Origin of the sequence: Stenotrophomonas sp. B1-1, assembly GCF_010894375.1 — a bacterium.
In the GTDB taxonomy this organism is placed as follows: domain Bacteria; phylum Pseudomonadota; class Gammaproteobacteria; order Xanthomonadales; family Xanthomonadaceae; genus Stenotrophomonas.
Window position 1 is genome coordinate 1 of record NZ_JAAIUZ010000002.1, and the last position, 13,527, is coordinate 13,527.

At 65.5% G+C, this 13,527-nt stretch carries 12 protein-coding genes; 6 read left to right on the forward strand and 6 right to left on the reverse strand.

What is annotated here, in order from left to right:
- Positions 1-92: 92 nt before the first annotated feature.
- From G4G00_RS01245 to G4G00_RS01255, 3 genes are all read right to left on the reverse strand, one after another.
- Positions 93-464 carry a DUF805 domain-containing protein gene (locus tag G4G00_RS01245; RefSeq protein WP_164270839.1) on the reverse strand — a complete coding sequence of 124 codons (372 nt, stop codon included), beginning with the start codon at positions 462-464 and terminating at the stop codon, positions 93-95.
- Between the two features lie 111 nt (positions 465-575).
- Positions 576-1,298, reverse strand: coding sequence for a molecular chaperone (locus G4G00_RS01250; protein WP_164270841.1), 723 nt, complete (start codon positions 1,296-1,298; stop codon positions 576-578).
- A 60-nt stretch (positions 1,299-1,358) separates the two neighbouring features.
- Positions 1,359-1,871 (reverse strand): fimbrial protein, encoded by a 513-nt coding sequence (locus G4G00_RS01255; protein WP_164270842.1) that lies wholly within the window; start codon positions 1,869-1,871, stop codon positions 1,359-1,361.
- A gap of 234 nt (positions 1,872-2,105) precedes the next feature.
- Here G4G00_RS01255 and G4G00_RS01260 point away from each other — a divergent pair, with 234 nt between their 5' ends.
- Positions 2,106-4,622 carry a fimbria/pilus outer membrane usher protein gene (locus G4G00_RS01260; RefSeq protein WP_164270844.1) on the forward strand — a complete coding sequence of 839 codons (2,517 nt, stop codon included), beginning with the start codon at positions 2,106-2,108 and terminating at the stop codon, positions 4,620-4,622.
- 21 nt (positions 4,623-4,643) lie between these two features.
- The gene (locus G4G00_RS01265; RefSeq protein ID WP_164270846.1) at positions 4,644-5,153 is read left to right on the forward strand and encodes a fimbrial protein; all 510 of its coding nucleotides are present in this window, start codon (positions 4,644-4,646) and stop codon (positions 5,151-5,153) included.
- A gap of 113 nt (positions 5,154-5,266) precedes the next feature.
- Here G4G00_RS01265 and G4G00_RS01270 read toward each other — a convergent pair whose 3' ends face one another.
- Positions 5,267-5,680, reverse strand: coding sequence for a hypothetical protein (locus G4G00_RS01270; protein WP_164270848.1), 414 nt, complete (start codon positions 5,678-5,680; stop codon positions 5,267-5,269).
- Between the two features lie 1,222 nt (positions 5,681-6,902).
- Here G4G00_RS01270 and G4G00_RS01280 point away from each other — a divergent pair.
- Both G4G00_RS01280 and G4G00_RS01285 read left to right on the forward strand, forming a co-directional pair.
- Positions 6,903-7,139 (forward strand): hypothetical protein, encoded by a 237-nt coding sequence (locus tag G4G00_RS01280; protein ID WP_164270852.1) that lies wholly within the window; start codon positions 6,903-6,905, stop codon positions 7,137-7,139.
- Between the two features lie 222 nt (positions 7,140-7,361).
- Complete coding sequence (locus G4G00_RS01285) at positions 7,362-8,186, forward strand: fimbrial protein (RefSeq protein ID WP_164270854.1); 825 nt, start codon at positions 7,362-7,364, stop codon at positions 8,184-8,186.
- A gap of 278 nt (positions 8,187-8,464) precedes the next feature.
- On the opposite strand, the gene G4G00_RS21875 is transcribed toward G4G00_RS01285, so the two are convergent.
- Complete coding sequence (locus G4G00_RS21875) at positions 8,465-8,833, reverse strand: hypothetical protein (RefSeq protein WP_240336060.1); 369 nt, start codon at positions 8,831-8,833, stop codon at positions 8,465-8,467.
- Positions 8,834-9,225: 392 nt separating this feature from the next.
- On the opposite strand from G4G00_RS21875, the gene G4G00_RS01295 reads away from it, so the two are divergent.
- Together G4G00_RS01295 and G4G00_RS01300 are read left to right on the forward strand one after the other, a co-directional pair.
- Positions 9,226-9,732 carry a fimbrial protein gene (locus G4G00_RS01295; protein WP_164270856.1) on the forward strand — a complete coding sequence of 169 codons (507 nt, stop codon included), beginning with the start codon at positions 9,226-9,228 and terminating at the stop codon, positions 9,730-9,732.
- Positions 9,729-10,721, forward strand: coding sequence for a hypothetical protein (locus tag G4G00_RS01300; RefSeq protein WP_164270858.1), 993 nt, complete (start codon positions 9,729-9,731; stop codon positions 10,719-10,721). Before G4G00_RS01295 ends, G4G00_RS01300 begins: the two co-directional genes overlap by 4 nt.
- A gap of 164 nt (positions 10,722-10,885) precedes the next feature.
- Here the strand turns inward: G4G00_RS01300 and G4G00_RS01305 are convergent, their stop codons facing one another.
- The gene (locus tag G4G00_RS01305) at positions 10,886-13,270 is read right to left on the reverse strand and encodes an autotransporter outer membrane beta-barrel domain-containing protein (RefSeq protein WP_164270860.1); all 2,385 of its coding nucleotides are present in this window, start codon (positions 13,268-13,270) and stop codon (positions 10,886-10,888) included.
- Positions 13,271-13,527 lie beyond the last annotated feature (257 nt).

A 13,527-nucleotide genomic window follows, 5' to 3' on the forward strand; every position in this document is an offset into this window, starting at 1 on the left:
GCACCGACGCGTTGCTGTGGTAGGTGCCAACCTTGGTTGGCACTGTGTCGACCAAGGTCGACACCTACCAGAGCGGAAGCAGGGCGCAATCGTTAAATGTGCCGCACCGGCGCACCGAAGCGGTTGCCGCCCGCTGTACCTGGCAGCAGCAGGAACACCAGCAGGGCCAGACTCGCGAACGGCACCAGAGCCAGCAGCAACCACCAGCCCGAACGATCGGTGTCGTGCAGGCGGCGCACGGTCAGGGCCAGACAGGGCACCACAACGGCCAGCCACGTCACCAGGCTCAAGCCGATCGACACCAGCGCCAGACCCTGCGAGCCAGAGTGGCCAGCGTACAGGCTCAGGATGTAGCTCGGAATCGAAACGATCACCACGAACAACTGGAACCACCAGTACTCGCTGCGGCTGGCGCGGCCACTGAACTGTGCATAGCGCTTCAGTGGAATCATCATCTTGTGCATCTACTACTCTCTCTAAGTGGGTGGAAGAAACTCCACCATGGGTGGGGCCAGATCCCTTTGCCCTTGGCAAAGGGCTCTGACCCAAGAAGCGGCCGCAGAAGCATCGCTGCGTCAGCGAGCCACGCTCGCCTGCTGCTCACGCGGCGCGCCGTAGTCATCCAGCCAGGTGAAGGTCACCGACGCGGGCATCGCCGCACCCTGCGGCAGCGCGAAGTGCGCGCTCTGCCCCGGCGCGATCATGTCCACCTCCACGCGGCGGCCATCGGCCAGCGTCAGCGTGCTCAGCGTCACGTGGTAGGCGCTGGGGTTGTGCACCTGCAGGGCCTGCGCGTCACCTCGCCATTGCAACTGTGCGGCCGCATCGCGCGCGCTGCCGGGCAGGCCGGCGGGACGATGGAACAGCTTCACCCGCGTGCGCACGGCGAACTGCAACAGATTCTTGTCGGCGGCATTGGCCGGCTTCGGCGGAATGTCCAGCAGATTGAAATAGAACACCGATTCACGGTCGGTCGGCAGCGGTGCCTCCGATGGACGCGGCGCGTAGGTGATGCGATAGGCCTGGCCCTGTTTGGACTGCAGCAGGCGCGGCTCCGCCGGCGTCAGCCGGAACGGCGTGCGCACGTCTTCCGGGCGCGACTGTGCGTTGCCGTCGTCAATCCAGACCTGGGTCATGGCCGGCAGCTCACCTACATTGCTGGCGCGCACGGTGGTATCGCGGCCCTTGCCGGCGTCGTGCACGATGCGCGTGCCCTGCAGCGTGACGGCCGCCGTAGCGGGCAGTGCAACCGCCATCGCCAGCAATGCGCACAGCCACGTCGATGCGTGGTGCTTCATGGGGAAACCTCTTGATGAAGGTGGCCGCCCGGCGCGTCCGTGCGCCGGGCGGTCAGGGGCCTACTTGTAGAGCACCACGAAATCGCCAGAGGCATTCGCGGTACCCTGCGTTGCGTTCTGGCCCGGCGAGGCGTACCACGCGCTGTAGTCCAGCTGGCCGCTGCCACCGGCAGCGATGGTGACCCACTGGGTCGGGTCATCACCGATCTTCTGGTGGTTACCGGCGCCGTCGTACAGGGCCACGCCCACGTTGGTGGCGCCGGATGCGGCCGTCAGTGCCAGGTTGCCGGTGCTGCCATCGGGGGTGCCACCGAAGCGCACACCCACGTCCTGTTCGGCGCCCGAACCGGTGCAGTCCAGGGCAATGGTGAAGTTCTTCTGGCCGGCGCGCGTGTTAGCGTTGACCGAGGCCAGATCGACCTGGCCCATCGGTACGGTGATGGTGCCGCCAGCGGAGCCGACCGAGCAGGTCGACGCCATCAGCTCACCGGTGATTTCCAGCGATTCGGCATGCACGGCCGGTGCAGCGGCGGCAAGCAGGGACAGGGACAGCAGGCGAAATTTCAGGGACATGGAGCGTTCTCGCAGGAGTCAGGGGAAATGCATGAAGCGCCAGGTGGCGATCAGCGGCGGCAAGTCTCGCGATCGTTGCGGTGGATCGGAATGCAATTACTTGTAAATGACAACGTTGCCGCAGCGTGCGCACCGCACGCTGCGATGCGCGGTCAATCTGCAACGATTTGCATGTTGTTCCGTCCAGCGCCCCTCTAGTCTGCAGCGCCCCATCCGTCCCCTTCGGTCCCGATGATGTCGCTCGTCTCCCACCTCCCGTCGCAACGACGCGCGTGTGCGCTCGGCACACTGGCGCACGCCGTTTCGGTCTGCCTGTTGGCAGGAGCAGCGCTGCCCGCGTCTGCCCGCTCCGGCGCGCCGGAATTCAGCGAAGGCTTCCTGCTCGGCGGCGAAGCCATCGACATGGCGCGGTACGCCAACGGCAATCCACTGCCCGCTGGCGACTACGCGGTGGATGTACACGTCAACGGCCAGTTCCTGCGCAGCCAGGACATCGCCTTCGCCATCGGCCAGGACCCGCATGTGGCGGTGCCGTGCATCCCGGTGTCGCTGGTTCGCCTGCTGCCGCTGAAGCCGGAGTACCTTGATGCGCTGCCCGGCGATGCTGCGGCCTGCGTTGATCTTCCAGAACGTGTGGAGGGCGCCCGTGTCGCCTTCGACAGCGGAACGCTGGAATTGTCGATCAGCCTGCCGCAGGCGGCGCAGGCTAGTACCGCGCGCGGCTTCGTGGCGCCGGAACTGCGTGATGACGGCATCACCGCCGCGTTCGTGAACTACAGCGGCAACCACTACCGCAGCCAGGGGCGTGACAGTTCCTATCTGGGACTGAATGCAGGCGTCAACGCCGGCGCCTGGCGGTTGCGCCATCGCGCTTCGTTTACCCACAGCGAGCGCGGTTCGAACTACAACGTCATCAGCAGCCACGTGCAGCGCGACATTCCGGCCTGGAACAGCCAGCTGCTGCTGGGCCAGGGCAATACCGGTGGCGAACTGTTCGACAGCGTGGCCTTCACCGGTGTACGCGTGGCCAGCGATGACCGCATGCTGCCCGATTCGCTGCGTGGCTACGCACCGAAGGTACAGGGCATCGCCGAAGGCGCGGCACGCGTCACCATCCGCCAGAACGGCAACATCATCCACGAAAGCAACGTGGCGCCCGGACCGTTCTCCATTGAGGATCTGTATCCGACCAGTTTCAGCGGCGACCTGGAGGTCACGGTCACCGAGGCCGATGGCCGCGAGCAACGCTTCAACGTGAACTTCTCTGCAGTGCCGCAGGCGCTGCGCGCAGGTGCTTCGCGCTTCGCGTTCACCACAGGCGAGCTGCGCGACAACCAGCGCACCCTGCAGCCGCTGCGCTTTGCCGAGGGCACCTACGCACGTGGCATCAGCAATGGTCTTACCCTGCTGGGTGGTGCGCAGGTTGGTCAGCGCTACCAGTCGCTGCTGTCGGGCGCAGCCATCAATACCCGTATCGGCGCCTTCGGCGTGGACGTCACCCACTCGCGTGCCAACCTGGCGGCCGGCGAACGCATGTCCGGCAACAGCTTCCGGGTGAACTACCAGCGTTACGTGCAGGCCACCGGCACCAACTTCGGCTTGGCTGCCTACCGCTACAGTACGCGCGACTTCCTCAGCCTGAACGATACGGCGCGCGTGCTCGGCGGCGGCGCGGTAGACGAATGGGGTTACGGCTTCCGTGCACGCGAGCGCTACCAGCTGAACTTCTCGCAGAAACTGGGCGAACGCGCCACCCTGCACCTCAGTGGCGGCCAGGTGGCCTACTGGGACAGCAGCCGCAGCCGCAACGACCTGCAGCTGAGCGTGCAGACCAGCACGCGACGGGTGAACTACGGCCTGTCGGCACTGCGCTACCAGCAAGGCGATGGGCGCCAGGACACCCGCTACGCATTCACCCTGAGCGTGCCGCTGGGCCGCACCCACCATGCGCCACGCTTGAGCACGCAGCTCAGCCACGCCGGCAGTGGTGACCAGGCACAGGCCACGCTGACCGGCAACCTGGGTGAATCGCGCGCGCTCAGCTACACGCTGTCCACCACCCAAGGCAGCGGCCAGGGCAGTCACAGTGCATACGCCGCATGGCAGGGCGGGCGCGGCCACGTCGATGCCGGCTACAGCCGCGTAGGCAACTACAGCAGCCTGTCCTTGGGCGCTTCGGGCAGCGTGGTACTGCACGGCGGCGGCATCAACCTCGGTGCACCGGTCGGCGATGGCTTCGCGCTGGTGCAGGCATCGGGTGCGCAGGGCGCACGCGTGGGCAGCAGCCATGGCGTGCGCGTGGCCAGCAATGGTTACGCCCTGGTGCCGCACATCAGCCCGTACCGCTGGAACACGCTGGACCTGGACCCGTCTGGTCTGCCGATGGAGGTGGAACTGCTGCAGACCTCCCAGCGCGTCGCGCCGACCGCCGGCGGCATCGTGCGCGTACCGTTCGAGGTGCGACGTGAGCGCACGCTTTTCATCGATGCCACCGATGCGTTGGGCCAGCCGCTGCCATTCGCCGCTCAGGTACACAGCGAAGACGGTCGTGCGCTGGGTGCGGTCGGGCAAGGCGGGGTGATCCAGTTGCGTGGCGCACAGGATACAGGTGCGCTGATTGTCGACCCCGAAGGCACGGCGCGCTGCCGTATCGAATACCGCATGCCCGACGCCCCGGACGCCTACGGGCTGTCGTGGAACGTGGGGGTATGCGTTCCACAGCGTCTGGCGGCTGCCAGCGCTGCCCTATGAGACCCCAGTCAGGAGAACTCCATGAAAGCGTCCTTGCTTCCCGTTGTCTTCGCGATCACTGCAGGCGTACTGCCTGGCGCTGCCTTCGCTGATTCGACCACCCTGACCATCAGCGGCCGCGTGCTGCCGGGCACCTGCACACTGGCGGCGCCGCCGATCGCACTGGATCCCATCAAGGCCGATGAGCTGGTGGTCGGTGACAACGGGCTGAAAGCCAGCGCGTTGAACTTCACCGGCTGCGTGGGGGTGAGCAAGGCGGTGCTGTCGTTCAGTGGCACTGCGGCCGATGGCGATGCGCAGCGTTGGAAGAACACTGCCAGCACGGACCCGGCGGCAGGCGTGAGCGTGGCGCTGCTGGCCGGTGCCAGCGGCAATACCTACCTGAAGCACGGCGACACCGGTATCGAAGTGCCGGTCACCGGCGCCACCGCCAGCTACCCGCTGCGCGCCGGCTACTACGCCGCCGCACTGACCGGCCTGCAGGCCGGTGAAGTGCGCAGCGAAATCACCGTCACCGCCTACTACGAATAAACGCACGCACCGCATCGTAGAGTCGAGCTTGCTCGACTACCGTTCGCGCCACGCCTCTGTAGAGTCGAGCTTGCTCGACTGTCTTTGGCGATATCAGTCGAGCAAGCTCGACTCTACAACGCGCTGTGCAACTGCACGTCCACATACTCGGCCAACCCCCGGCACGCCAGCAGCAACCCCTCGCGCGCACCGTCGCCCATCTGCTGGCCGACCTCGCCATCCACGCGTACGCGTTCGGTGGCGTGCAACAGCTCCAACAGAAACGTCAGCCCGCCGGTAGCGCGATCAATGCGTGCCAGCGCCAGCCGCTGCCCCGGCGTGCAGCCCCGCCCCGGCCATGGCCGGCCATCGGCGGCATCGCCCTGGCGGATCTGCTGCAGGCAGGCCTGCAGGGTGACCACCCCGGGTGCCGGGCGTTCCTGCAGGCAGACAAAGGTGTTTTCCAGCGTCGTGGCCAGGTCTTCGGGCAGGCGTGTAGCGGCCTCGCCCAGCGTGGCGAACAGGTGCGGATACTTCGATGCAGTCATGGCGGCGTCCTCGAGTGCAAGGCAGGGGCCGCCCCTGCAGCAGTGCAAGGGCGGCGGACGGTGCGTGGCTCCAATACCGGGGACAGCTTGTTCCGGTGGGCACAGGGGCCCTCCACGCACCGCCCGCCAAAGACGCACAGACGGATTGCCAGCCGGCGCCGCTGAACAGGAAAGGCGACGCCGACTGGCAAGCGTAAACAACAAGCTGTCCTACGGGATTGGAGTCCCGTGCCACCCGTTGTCGGTGGCACCTCATCATGCGCATGAAAGCGCTGCGCCACCCATCAGAAAAGTTTGAAAGTCGAAAACGCGCGAATCGAGGGTCGTCCGTCGGTGCTTCGCTATCGACTGGCCGATTGCGTCATTGCGCGCCGCTGTCGTCCGCCGCGAACGCACGCGCGTCTGCCGTTCGCGGTACCCGTAGAGTCGAGCTTGCTCGACTGCCGTTCGCGATATCGGACAAGTCGAGCAAGCTCGACTCTACAACGCAGAAAAGCTTGAAAATCGAAAGCGAATTGCAGCCATCTGCAACGATTCCGATAGTCAACGAATGGATGTTCTTTCACGATGCCTGCATCGTCCAGGGAGAAGGCCATGGTTCGTTCATTCGCATGCGTTTGTGTGCTCCTTGCTGGCGTTTTCGCTGCCGCGCCGGTCATGGCTGGCGATTCGCCCATCGATGCAGTGCAGCTGGGCGATGTTCGGGCCGCTGCCCTGTTCGTCCCACGTGCGCAAGACCGTCGCGGCACACTCACCCTGGAAGACGGACGCAATGCATGGATACGCGGGGCCGCTCAACGCACCGACGCGCATGGCAACAGCACGCTGCTGCAGATGGGGACCGATGTGGTGCAATCGAGCCATGTGCTGCTGGGCGTGATCGTGGGGAGTAGTCGCACCGATGGCCGTGCGGCTTCCACGGTGTCCGGCCAGCCCGTGAGGGCGCGCGTGCACGGAACGGCGGTCGGCGTATACGGCACCTGGTTGCAACAGATCGGTTGGGGCGGCTGGCGCCTATCTCGATGCGAGCCTGCAGGCAGGGCAGTTCCGCAGCCATGTGGACTGCACCATCCTGCAAGAAGCGGCCCACCACTCGCGGCTATGGCTGGCGTCGCTGGAAGGCGGTTACACATTCGCCTGGCGCAGTGGCGCGTGTTGGCCCTTGCAGCTGCAGCCGCAGGTGCTGTTGCGCCATGCTGATGGCGTGGAGTTGGGCGCGGGTATGCGTGTTTCCATCTGGCATGAGGGCCGGCGCAGCCTGCTGCGACCGTATGCAGCCATGCGCGGGTTGAGCGGCGGCATGCACCCTGCACAGAAGGGGCCCGGGCTTGAACTGCAGGCCGGGGCCGACCTGCAATGGGGTGTGCGCTGGGGTGCCTGGGCGGGGCTGAACGCGCACCGCGATGGCGCGGGACAGCTTGAGCTGTCGGCACAGCTGGGCCTGCGCATGGCCTGGTAACGGCTGCGCGGCGGTTCCAGCCGAATCGCAACCAATTGCATGGTGTGGCCATGAAGGGCCCGGCAGTATGTGCACCCTTTCTCTCGCCATGGAGCCGCCATATATGGTGCTTCTCATTTCACGCGTGCAATCACGCTGGCCGGACTGACGTCGTTCGGCTTTGCCGCGCACGCGGTGTGTGTGCCGGATGTTCCCGGCGTGAGGTACGCACAGACCGTGCCGGTGCGCTTCGTACAGGAGCCGGATGTACTGTTGCACCAAGCAGGCAGTTCCCCAATCACCCTGCACTGCGATGCGAGCGAGGACGTTGTCGTGGCACCACGATTGCTGGGCCTGAGGTATGTGCGCGACGTCGATGGCTGGCCGGCGTTCGAGATCAGCCCGGATTCGCCTCTAGTGCAGCTTCTGCTTGATGCCATGCCACTGGACGACAGCGAGGGCGTGGAGCCTGCGCCGATCGATCCGTTGAATGACTTCGCGCATCCGATCTCAGGTGGTACAGGGGGATCGAAATTCAGTTTCATCCTCAGCTTCTACTCCCGTGGTGGTCCGATGCGCCCACAGACGCAGCGCGCGCTTGGCTCAGTACAGATCCAGGGCAGCGGTGGCATGGGCGAGTTCCAGTTCGAAATAGGCTACGAGTTCCAGGGCACTACCTGCGCGTTGCTGGACGCCAGCCCTGTGCTCGATCCGATCAGTGCCGATGCGCTGGATGTCAACGGCACCGGTGGCGAAAAGGAGTTCGCCGTGCAGATGGATTGTGGTGTGCCGGGTCGCGCGGTATCGCTGGAGATCTACGACGCCAGTGATCGCAGCAACAGCAGCAACATTCTGGCGCCTGCCGCCGGTTCCAGCGCGCAGGGTGTCGGCCTGCAGGTGCTGCACAACGGCCTGACGCTGCCGATGGGTCGGGTCTGGGCGCATACCGATTCCACTGGGGCCAGCGAACGCATTCCGTTTACCGCACGCTATATCGGCCTGCCCAGTGAGCCGCTGCTGGCGGGGGATATTGTTGGGCAGGCGGTGCTGGTGGCGAACTACTACTGAGCGGAAGGCGGGTGTTGCGTTCGCACCTGCGCAGATGCCGATCGACACCGCAGGCAGCTCGATCCCGTAGAGTCGAGCTTGCTCGACTGCTCTTCCTGTAGAGCCGAGCCATGCTCGGCCGGTCTTGAAACAGTCGAGCAAGCTCGACGCTACAGTCCACGCGCGGTTACACCGCCTGCACCTGCACCTGCACCTGCACATCCACACATTCAGACAGCCCTCGGAAGGCCAGCAGCAGTCCTTCGCGCTCCCCATTGCCCATCGACTGGCTGACCTCATTACGGGAGGTCTATCCCGCTGGCAGCGCCATGCCGGGGGGTGGGAATGCCATCCGGGTCCAGCGCGGCTTCGATCGCACGCATCGTCGCCGCCATGGGCGATGCCAATGCCCCGTGAGGCCGTGCCGTCTGCTGGCGCCTGCGGCTGGTTCCGGTCTGTTCCCTGCGCATGAACGAGGCAGGCGGGGTCAGAGCCCTTTGGGTCAGGGCCGGCTGCTTCCCGATGTTGCTGGCGCGCACGGTCACGTCGCGGCCCCTGCTGGCATCGCGCACGATGTGCGTGTCCTGCAGCGTCACCGCGGCTGATGCCGGCAGCAGGGCCGCCGCAAGCACCCGTGCACGCATCCCCGTCGCAGCGCGGAAAATCATGGTTCACCTCATCCAGGGAGGCAGGTGCGGCGTCCCTGCATGCACCCGCCGGAACGGCTTACTCATAAAGCACCACGAAGTCGCCCGACGCGTTGGCAGGCAACGGCGGCAAGTGTCGACACCGCCGTGTCGCGCCGAAATCGAAATGGCTGCAGTTGCCACCGAATGGCCCTGGTTTGAACGCTTTTCGATGTGCGTTCCTGCCCCGACGACCTAGCCTTTTGCTTTACCGGAACCGACCCGGCCAACACCGCCACCGCGCGCATCGTGTTGCACACGCAGGGGCATTCTGCACGGCCCTCGGCTGTCCGCACTGCTGAAACGTCGGCCTGTCTTTCCGCTTTTCCCAATGCGTGGCCCCGACACATCCTTCCCATCAACAAGGAACCCCGATGTCCCTCTCCATGTTTCGCACGTTCGCTCTCCTGGGCGCGGCCAGCGTCGTACCGGCCGCACTGGCCGACACCGCCACCCTCACCATCAGCGGCCGCGTACTGTCGGGCACGTACACGCTGGCCGCGCCGCCCATCGCGCTGGATCCGACGAAAGCTGACGAGGTCATCGTCGGCGACAACGGTCTGAAGAACGGCAGCCTTGATTTCACCGGTTGCGTGGGCGTGACCAAGGCCATGCTGGGCTTGGATTGCACCGCTGCCACGGGTGATCCGCAGCGCTGGCAGAACAGCGCCGTCGATGCTGCCGCCTGCGTTTCGGTGGCGCTCAACGCCAGTGCCACCGGCAACACCTGTCTCACGCGTGGCGACACCGGCGTGGAGGTGCCGGTGGCCGGTGCATCGGCCAGTTATGTGCTGCGCGCGGGGCATTACGTGCCGGCGCTGGCGGCTGTCAGGGGCGGTGCGGTAGCCACGGAGATCACCGTGACGGCGGATTACGAATGAAGGTCCTTCGCCCCCATCGCGCAGGAGCGTGCTCGCAGGCCCTGCTGCTGGCTCTCTGTCTGCTGCCCGGCCTGGTAATGGCGTGCACGGCGCGCCAGAACTCTTCCGCGCAGTACAGCGGTGCTTTGATGCCGGACGAACCTGCGGATCAGCTGGCGCTTCCTTTCAGCCTGGGCTCGGGGAGCTGGGGTGGGGTGACGGGCTGCAGCCCCCTGCAGAGCGTGCAGATCCGGATTGATCCCGCGCTGCAGGGATTGACCTACGTGCGCGATGTGATGATCGATGGCATCAGCTATTCCGCCTACAGTCTTCATTCCGCCTCGCCGCTGCTGGCATTCCGCCATGTCTGGTTCAACGCGGCTTTCAGTCCGCAAGGTACTCCACTGCAGAACGGGCGCTCCGTCACCGTGAACGCCCGTACCGACGACCGCGGCGAGATCGCCATGGGGCTGCAGGTCGCCGTACTGGGCAGAGGAGGGACAATGACCGGACACGTTGCCGGTGATATTGGCGTGGTTGAATCCACGGTGTTGTTTCCGGGAACGCAGACCGTTTCCCATCGAAAGGGAATCAATCTGATGATCACTCCCTATAGCTGTGAGGTGCGGGGCGCAGTGGGCGGGGATGTTCTTGCCCCGGTGGTGCAGACGCAGCTGTCCTTCCCCGGCCAGACCGCAGGGGAAAAGCCCCTGGACGCGCAGGTGTTCTGTGCCTATCCCGGTATGACAGCGGTGATGCGTCTGGACGATGCGCGGAACCCCGCCAATACGGGCAGCATTCTCGCGCCGGCCGCAGGGACGACGGCCGGCGGTGTCGGCCTGCAGGTTCTGCGCGGGGGCGTACCCGTGCAGTTCGGCCAGGAATGGGATACGGTGGCGGGCTTCTCGTGGACCGATCTTGATCTGTCCGCCCGCTATATCCGGTTGAACGAAGACATCTCACCGGGCGAACTGCACGGGCAGGCCATCTTGACCGCGACCCATCGCTGAACACCCGCATGTGCGGTGTAGCGCCGACCCCAATCGGCTGATCTTCATGTAGAGCCGAGCCATGCTCGGCTGATCTTGAAGCAGTCGAGCAAGCTCGACTCTACAGAGGATGCATTGTGCACAGTGGAACGGCGCCGGATTGCTCCGGCGCCGTTTTTGTTTCATTACCAGCGGTATGCCACAGATAGATTGCCAGTTGCTTCGCGGTACCCACTATCACCGCGCATCACGCCGAAGCCACCCCAGGCACTGAAACCGGAACGGAATTCCACCCGTGCACCCGCGCTCAGTTCATAGCGGTTGCGCGGAATGCCGGCCTTCAGCACTTCGTCGTCAAAGGCGATGCCATTACCCGCGCCATCGCGGTACCAGTTGGCCGCCAGGTACGGGCTGACCGAGGCACCCGCGGCCGAGCGCGACTCACCCTGCAGGCGCAGGCCGGCGCGACCAGACAGGCCGTTGTTGCCCGCTGCACGCACCACCGTGCCGTTGGTTTCGGTATGCACATCCGTCTTCGCATCGGTGTAGACCAGCTGCAGCTCCGGCTGCAGGCTCAACGCGGTGTTGCCGATCTGGCCAATGCCGAAGCGGTAGCCGGCTTCCACCGACGACTGCCAGATATCCGAGTCGTAACGCTCCTCGGCCAGGCCATCGCCCTGCACGCGGTTGCGGAACTGGCCGCGCTGCACGTTGGCATCCACATACAGCGCGTCGGTGCGCCAGTTGCCGTACACGCCCAGTGCGCCACCTTCCAATTCGCCACGCGCGCGGTAGCCGGTAACCTCCGACTGTGAGGTGGTGCGGCTGCGTGCGGCCGTGCCCATCACCCCTACGCGACCCCGGTCATCATCGAATACGCCCAGGTCCGCCCCCAGCTGCAGGCGCGCGCGCTGCACGCGCAGGTCCAGCTGATCGTCTGCGGCCGACCACCGGCTCTGCGTGCTGCCGATACTGGCCCAGCCGCTTACGCCCTCGGCGTCGGCGTCGGTGTGCTGACGTTCGGCCGCCGAATGACGCAGTACCTCGCGCAGCGCGAACTGGTTGGCCAGGTAGGCACCGGCCTCCGGGCGCAGCACCGGCGTGGGCGGATCGACCGGGTCCACCGGGTTGATCGGCTTGCACTCCGGCAGGGTGGGGTCTACCACGCACGGGTCCGGCGTGGTCGCCAGATCCGAACGCAGATACCAGTTGCCGTTGGCATCCTTCACCAGGAAGTACTCGTACTGGCCGCCGACCGCGCGGCCCATCAGATCGAACTGCGCGTTGGACGCGCCGCCGATGTCGATCAGCTCGATGCCGCGATCCGTTTTCGCACCGGCACCGCCGGCATTGAGCACACGCACATGGGCCTGGCCGTCGGCATCGCCGGCAATCACCAGCCTGTCGGTGGCCGAGGTGTCATCGCCCAGCGCAGTGTTGAACACCAGCGTGCCGCCCTGGCCGCTGAAGCTATCCAGCGCCAGCGTGTTGAACTGCGGGCCACTTCCCAGGCCCACGGTGCCGGTCGCGCCCAGGGCGAGGTGGCCAACGCTGCTGTCGCCGGTCATCAGCCAGGTGCTGTTCTGGTCGATGGACGCGGTGGTGACGTTGCTGAAGCGGCCGTCGATCTGTGCGTGGTTGCGCATGCTCACCGCCAGCAGGCTGTTGGGCGCTGCTGCCACGTCGCGGGTCACATCGCCGATGAGTCGAGCGTTGTCCACCGAGAAGTTGACCACAGTCCGGCCGTTGCTCGGCGAACTTGTAAGGCTGCCCACCCGTAGCAGGTGGCCGTCACCGCCGAAGAGCTGGGCGCCATTGACGACGTTGATATCGACGGTTGAACTGCCCAGCGCGGTGACACGTATGGCAGCGCCGCGCGTCGACTGCAGGGTGGACGCATCCACGTTCAGGATCGTGGTGCCACGCAGATCGGTGCGGCCGAGCAGATAGGCGGCATGGTTGTCGCCCTGCACATGCGAACCGTTGATCACGTCCGCCCGGCCGCCATTGCCCATACGGATGCCAACGCCGCGATTGAACGCGTTCGCATCAGCAGCGACCTCGCTTGCCCGAACCTCGGTGGAGTCGATCACTGCGCGGCCATGGCCATCCAGCATGTCGATACCGATCGTGCGCACCGGGTTGGGGGGGACACCGTGCTCCGGCGAGACCAGTACCCGACTGCCTTGCAGGTGCAGCGATGCCGCTTCCCCCATGATGATGCCGCCGCCGCGGACGGTGCTGTTCAGGGCCGTCAGCGTTGCGCTGTCGTGCAGTGCAAGGGCATAAGGATAATTGGTGCCATCCTCGCCCTTGTCCACGGTTGCACCATCAAGGCGGACCACGGAGGTGTCACGGGCCGTGATACGGAAGGTCGAGCCCCCGGTGACGAACAGCCGCGAGCCACTGCGCAGATTCCAGAATTCAGCTGGGTCATCCTGAAGGACTTCAGCGGATTCGTTGTCCAGGTTGCGTGCAATGGCAGTTAGCGGAAGCGCCAGCATCGCCAGCAGCAGGCCACGGGTAAGCGGGCGCATGCGCGGGGGCACACGAGAGGTGTGGGGGATCATTAGAGGTCCTTTGAATGTGGAAGACGGCGGAGGCCGAGCCCGGTCCTGGCCGGGGGGCCCAGTCTCCGCCGCTGCGCAGTGCGCTTCCATGCAACAAATCTGAAAATCGCGGAACTTCAACAGATCATCAGCGACAGTGTTCATGCTCAACCGTTACGACGACAGTTGATGACGGCTTCAACGCGAAGATGAGGCACTCGGCCAGCCGACCGGTGCCGCCGGTGACCTCGTATAGGGTGCGGAAGTGCGAATCACGA

What these genes read in the sequence shown, in the direction of transcription:
- G4G00_RS01260 (WP_164270844.1), top strand. Translation starts at nt 2,106, where the DNA reads ATGTCGCTCGTCTCCCACCTCCCGTCGCAACGACGCGCGTGTGCGCTC.
- G4G00_RS01250 (WP_164270841.1), bottom strand. Translation starts at nt 1,298, where the DNA reads ATGAAGCACCACGCATCGACGTGGCTGTGCGCATTGCTGGCGATGGCG.
- G4G00_RS01270 (WP_164270848.1), bottom strand. Translation starts at nt 5,680, where the DNA reads ATGACTGCATCGAAGTATCCGCACCTGTTCGCCACGCTGGGCGAGGCC.
- G4G00_RS01280 (WP_164270852.1), top strand. Translation starts at nt 6,903, where the DNA reads ATGCGTGTTTCCATCTGGCATGAGGGCCGGCGCAGCCTGCTGCGACCG.
- G4G00_RS01265 (WP_164270846.1), top strand. Translation starts at nt 4,644, where the DNA reads ATGAAAGCGTCCTTGCTTCCCGTTGTCTTCGCGATCACTGCAGGCGTA.
- G4G00_RS01300 (WP_164270858.1), top strand. Translation starts at nt 9,729, where the DNA reads ATGAAGGTCCTTCGCCCCCATCGCGCAGGAGCGTGCTCGCAGGCCCTG.
- G4G00_RS01305 (WP_164270860.1), bottom strand. Translation starts at nt 13,270, where the DNA reads ATGATCCCCCACACCTCTCGTGTGCCCCCGCGCATGCGCCCGCTTACC.
- G4G00_RS01245 (WP_164270839.1), bottom strand. Translation starts at nt 464, where the DNA reads ATGCACAAGATGATGATTCCACTGAAGCGCTATGCACAGTTCAGTGGC.
- G4G00_RS01295 (WP_164270856.1), top strand. Translation starts at nt 9,226, where the DNA reads ATGTCCCTCTCCATGTTTCGCACGTTCGCTCTCCTGGGCGCGGCCAGC.
- G4G00_RS01255 (WP_164270842.1), bottom strand. Translation starts at nt 1,871, where the DNA reads ATGTCCCTGAAATTTCGCCTGCTGTCCCTGTCCCTGCTTGCCGCCGCT.
- G4G00_RS21875 (WP_240336060.1), bottom strand. Translation starts at nt 8,833, where the DNA reads ATGATTTTCCGCGCTGCGACGGGGATGCGTGCACGGGTGCTTGCGGCG.